The 4,817-nt window shown below is 71.4% G+C and carries 5 protein-coding genes; all 5 read left to right on the top strand.

Going from position 1 to position 4,817, the window contains the following annotated elements; translation table 11 throughout:
- On the top strand, positions 1-347 hold a 347-nt coding region (locus EIO58_RS12785), incomplete at its 5' end, for a metal ABC transporter permease (RefSeq protein ID WP_205789259.1).
- 32 nt (positions 348-379) lie between these two features.
- Positions 380-1,609, top strand: coding sequence for an ABC transporter (locus EIO58_RS12790; RefSeq protein ID WP_127819861.1), 1,230 nt, complete (start codon positions 380-382; stop codon positions 1,607-1,609).
- On the top strand, positions 1,606-2,517 hold the full coding sequence (gene aztC, locus EIO58_RS12795) for a zinc ABC transporter substrate-binding protein AztC (protein WP_127819862.1): 912 nt from the start codon (positions 1,606-1,608) through the stop codon (positions 2,515-2,517). Before EIO58_RS12790 ends, aztC begins: the two co-directional genes overlap by 4 nt.
- A 29-nt stretch (positions 2,518-2,546) precedes the next feature.
- Positions 2,547-3,758, top strand: coding sequence for a zinc metallochaperone AztD (gene aztD / locus EIO58_RS12800; protein ID WP_205789260.1), 1,212 nt, complete (start codon positions 2,547-2,549; stop codon positions 3,756-3,758).
- A 158-nt stretch (positions 3,759-3,916) separates the two neighbouring features.
- A partial coding sequence (locus tag EIO58_RS12805) for a hypothetical protein (protein ID WP_127819863.1) occupies positions 3,917-4,817 on the top strand: 901 nt, incomplete at its 3' end.

Below are 4,817 nucleotides of genomic sequence, written 5' to 3' on the forward strand. Positions count from 1 at the left end.
CGGCGGTGCTGGGGCTCGCGCCCCGAGCGGCACAGGCGGCACTCGTCGCGATGGTGACTCTCGCGATCGTCGCGTCCTACCAGGCCGTCGGATCGCTGCTCGTGGTCGGGCTGCTCCTCGCACCCGCCGTCGCGGCCGCGCAGTGGACCTCGCGCATCCCCTCGAGAATGCTCCTCGCGAGCGCGCTGGGCGTCATCGCGGTCACGGCCGGCCTGCTTCTCTCGTGGCACGCGGGGACTGCGGCGGGCGCTTCCATCGCACTGGCTGCGATCGGCCTGGCCGGCCTGTCGTGGGCGCTGCGCGCCGCTCGCGACGGTCTCGGCACACCGACGCCCGCCACCGCCTGAATCGCGCCGCCTTCTCTCAACGAAAGGACCCCGTGTTCCGCTCCGCCCCCGCCGTCCTCGCCCTCGGGCTGCTGCTCGTCGCGCTCGCCGGATGCGCCGGTGCCACAGCCGACTCACCCGCCGCGACGCCATCGGACGAAGATCACGGTCGCATCGACGGTGCGGCGGAGGTGAGCGAGCCGCCGCTCGGGCTGACGACCGTCGACCCGGAGGGCAGCCTGCGCCACCTCGATCTGCTCGGCGAGGAGGTCACCGACCTCGGAGCGGTCGCGCCGCCCTCGACCGTGACGGGCGACGGCCGCTACCTGTTCGCAGCCGGCCCCGACGGCGTCACCGTGGTAGACAGCGGGCGCTGGACCTGGGACCACGTCGACCACTTCCACTACTACGTCGCAGAGCCGCGCATCGTCGGGATCGTGCGCGGGGAGGGGCCGGCGACGGTCGCGACCACCAACTCGTCGACCACCGGGGGCACCGGCGTGTTCTTCGCAGGCACGGGCGAGGCCGTGCTGCTCGACACCGAAGCCCTGTCGAGGGGCGAGATCGCCGAGCTCTTCCGCCTCGAGGTCGAGCCGCACGACGGGCTGGTCGTGCCGGTCGGATCGTTCGCGCTCGTCACCGAGCCGCGGGTCGGTGTCGCCGAGACCGTCGTCGTCCACGACCGAGAGGGGATGCCGGTGCCCGGGGCGTCGGCGGAGTGCGCCGACGCCCGCGGAACCCTCACCACGCGCGTGGGCGCGGTCATCGGCTGCGCCGACGGCGCGCTACTCGCGACGGTCGAGGACGGCGAGGTCGTGCTCGAGCGGATCGCCTACCCCGCAGGCACGACCGCGCCGCCGGCGACGGCGTTCGCCAACCGCGAGGGGCGACCGACGGTCGCAGCCCTCGCCGGAGACGCCGGGATCTGGCTGCTCGACACGCGGCAGCGCACCTGGACGCTGCTGCCCGCGCCTGCCGCGCTCGTGCAGGTCACCGCTGTCGATGATGAAGCGCAGCACGTGCTCGCCCTGGCGGAGGACGGCCGGGTGCTGGTACTCGACGGTGCGACGGGCGCGGTGCTCTCCACGACTGCTCCGCTCGTCGCGGAGTCGCTCGCCACCGGAGCGGGCGGTCCGCTGCTCATCGCCGATCAGCAGCGCGCGTACCTCAATGCGCCCGCGGAGCGGCGCCTGTACGAGATCGACTTCGCCGATGGGGCGCGCATCGCGCGGGAGTTCGAGACTCCCACCGCCCCCGTGTTCGTGGCAGGGACGGGGCGATGACGCGACGGCTGATCCCGGCGCTCGCGATCACGATGTTCGTGGCCGCGCTCGCAGCGTGCGCCCCGGCATCCGGCGACCGGCCGCTCGTCGCGGTGTCGACCAACATCCTCGGCGACGTCGTCGCGGAGCTCGTTGGCGACGAGGCCGACGTGATGACGCTGATGCGCCCCAACGCCGACCCCCATTCGTTCGAGATCTCGGCTCGGGAGGCGGCCCGACTGCGTTCGGCGAGCCTCGTCGTCTCGAACGGGCTCGCACTCGAGGAGGGTCTGCAGCGGCACCTCGACGCGGCTGCCGCCGACGGTGTCGACAGGTTCGTCGCGGGCGATGTGATCGACGTCCTCGACTACCAGGAGGGCGACGCCGCCGGCGTGCCCGATCCGCACTTCTGGACCGACCCGACGCGGATGATCGACGTCGTCGAGGCGCTCGCGCCGGCCCTCTCGCGGGTGCCGGGCGTGGATGGCGACGTGATCGCCGCGAACGCCGCCGGCTACCGCGACGAGCTCGCCGCCCTCGAGGCCGAGATGACCGAGGCGTTCGCCGCCATTCCCGACGCACGCCGGGCGCTCGTGACGAACCACCATGTCTTCGGCTACCTCGCGGAGCGCTTCGACTTCCGCGTCATCGGCGCGGTGATCCCGGGCGGCACGACCCTCGCCGCGCCCAGCGCATCCGACCTCGCCGGACTCGTCACGGCGATCGAAGAGACGAGCGTGCCCGCGATCTTCGCGGAGTCGTCGTCGCCGGACCGCCTCATGCAGGCGCTCGCCGAGGAGGCCGATGTCCACGTCGACGTCGTGGAGCTGTACACCGAATCGCTCACCGAGCCGGGTGGCGGCGCCGACACCTACCTGACCATGATGCGCGTCAACACGGAGCGCATCGCCACCGGGCTCTCCTCGTGAGACCCACCACCAAGAAAGAGGACACTCCCATGCGCATACGCACGTTGCGCCGCGCCGGTCTGGCGGTCGCCGCGGTCGGTGCTGTCGCCGCTCTGGCGGCCTGCTCGTCCACACCCGCGGGATCGACGGATGCCGCACCTTCCGCGCCGTCGGAGGCTGCGGCCGGCCCGCGAGTCGCCATCTCATACGAGGGTGGCATCCTCGTCCTCGACGGCACCACCCTCGAGACGATCGCCGACCTCGACAGTGAGGAGTTCACCCGACTCAACTCCGCCGGGGACGATCGTCACGTCATGGTGACGATGAGCGAGGGCTTCCAGGTGCTCGACACGGCAGCGGGCACCACCGAGGATCCCCTGCTGACCGACCTCGTCTTCGAGGCCGACGCACCTGGGCACGTCGTCCGCCACGGCGGCAAGACGATCCTGTACGCCGACGGCACGAGCGACACCACGATCTTCGAGACGTCCGACCTCGCGACGGGCGAGGGTGGACTGCCCGAGACCGAGACGATCGACGGCGTCGAGGCGCACCACGGCGTGTCGGTCGTGCTCGAGGACGGCACGTTCCTCACGACCGTCGGCAACGCCGACGGTCGCAACGGGATCGTCGTGCAGAACGAAGCCGGCGAGGTGATCGCCCAGAGCGACCAGTGCCCCGGCGTGCACGGGGAGGGCACCGCCGCAGCCGAGGCCGTCGTCTTCGGCTGCGAGAACGGCGCGCTGCTCTACCGCGGCGGCGAGATCGTGAAGCTCGACGCTCCCGACCAGCCGTACGGCCGCATGGGCAACGCCTACGTCAGCGAGACGAGTCCGCTCGTGGTCGGCGACTACAAGAGCGATCCGGATGCCGAGGGCTACCTCCTCGGAGCCGTCGCGGTCATCGACACCGAGGCGGCCACGCTCGAGGTCGTCGACCTCCCCGACGGCGTCGAGTACACCTTCCGCGACATCGCGCGTGGACCCGGCGACCTCGCGTACATCATGTCTGCCGATGGAGCGGTGCATGTGTTCGACCCCGAGGCCGGCGAGCTGGTCGACGCCTTCCCGGTCGTGGAGCCCTGGGAGAGCCCGGTCGAATGGCAGGACCCGCACCCCGCGATCGTCGTCGCCGGCGACATCGCGTATGTCACGGAGCCGGCTTCGAACCGGATCCACGCGGTCGACCTCACCACCGGAGACGTGATCGTGTCGGCGACTCTCGAGGTCACTCCCAACGAGATCGCCGTCGCCGCCGGATGAGGGCGGGAGCGGAGGCGAGCCGCTGGGGCCGTCTCCGCTCCTCCCCACGGCGGCGTCGTCGTGTCGTGTCCACGGGCACGCGTCCGAGACGTTCCGGCGGAACTCCGCCGCATGCCAGGATGGGCGTGCGGATCCATCCGCGACACGAGAGGAACGCCATGACCGCGCCCGACCCGTACGCATCCACCCATTCCCCACGCGCTGCGTCGTGGCTTCGCGCCGCCATCTGGGTGGCGATCGGCGCACTGATCGCCGCGGCGATCGTCTGCGTCATCTGGGTGCTGGTCGGCGACCAGAACGACATCGTCGGGCGCGCGTTCCTCACGATCCTGCTGCTCGCGGCGTTCGCCGGCGCAGCGATCCTCGATGCCCACCTCGCGCCGCGCCGCCCGGCGTGGTTCGCGCTGGCGAGCATGGCGACGTGGATCGTCACGCTCATCCTCGGAGCCGTCATGATCTGGATGCCGGAGCGCTACCCGTGGCTCGGGTTCTCGCGCTTCATCCAATTCCTCCTGATCGTGCTCATCCTGCAGCTGATGCTCCTCCACATCCGCCTCTACATGAAGGCGTTCCAGCGCTACGACACAGCGTTCACACGTATCGTCGCGATCCTCACGATCACCCTCGTGGTCGCGCTCGCCGCCTTGCTGGTCATCCCGCTCGCGTTCGGCGAGTGGCTCGACCTCCCCGAGATCTACTGGCGCATCGTGGTGGCCGTAGCGATCCTCGCCGCCGTCGGCACCGCCGTGATCCCGCTGGTGAACCTTCTCTTCGCACCGAAGAAGCCGCAGCCCCAGCCCGTGTCGTACGGCTACGCGCAGGGGGCCATCCCCGCCGGCCCGTACGCGCCTGCCAACGCGCACGCACAGGCTCAGGGGTACGCACCGGCGCCGCCCGCGGCCCCGGAGCCCGCGACGCAGGAGCTGCTCCCGTGGCCGACGTATGTCGACGGTGCGACACCCCTGCCGATGCTTCCCGACGGATCACCCGACTGGAACGCGTACTACACGGGGTACCCGTCGCCCGGAGCCCACGTGTTCACGCCGGCCGACGCCGCCG

The organism is Microbacterium sp. CPCC 204701 (assembly GCF_004010105.1).
GTDB lineage: Bacteria > Actinomycetota > Actinomycetes > Actinomycetales > Microbacteriaceae > Microbacterium.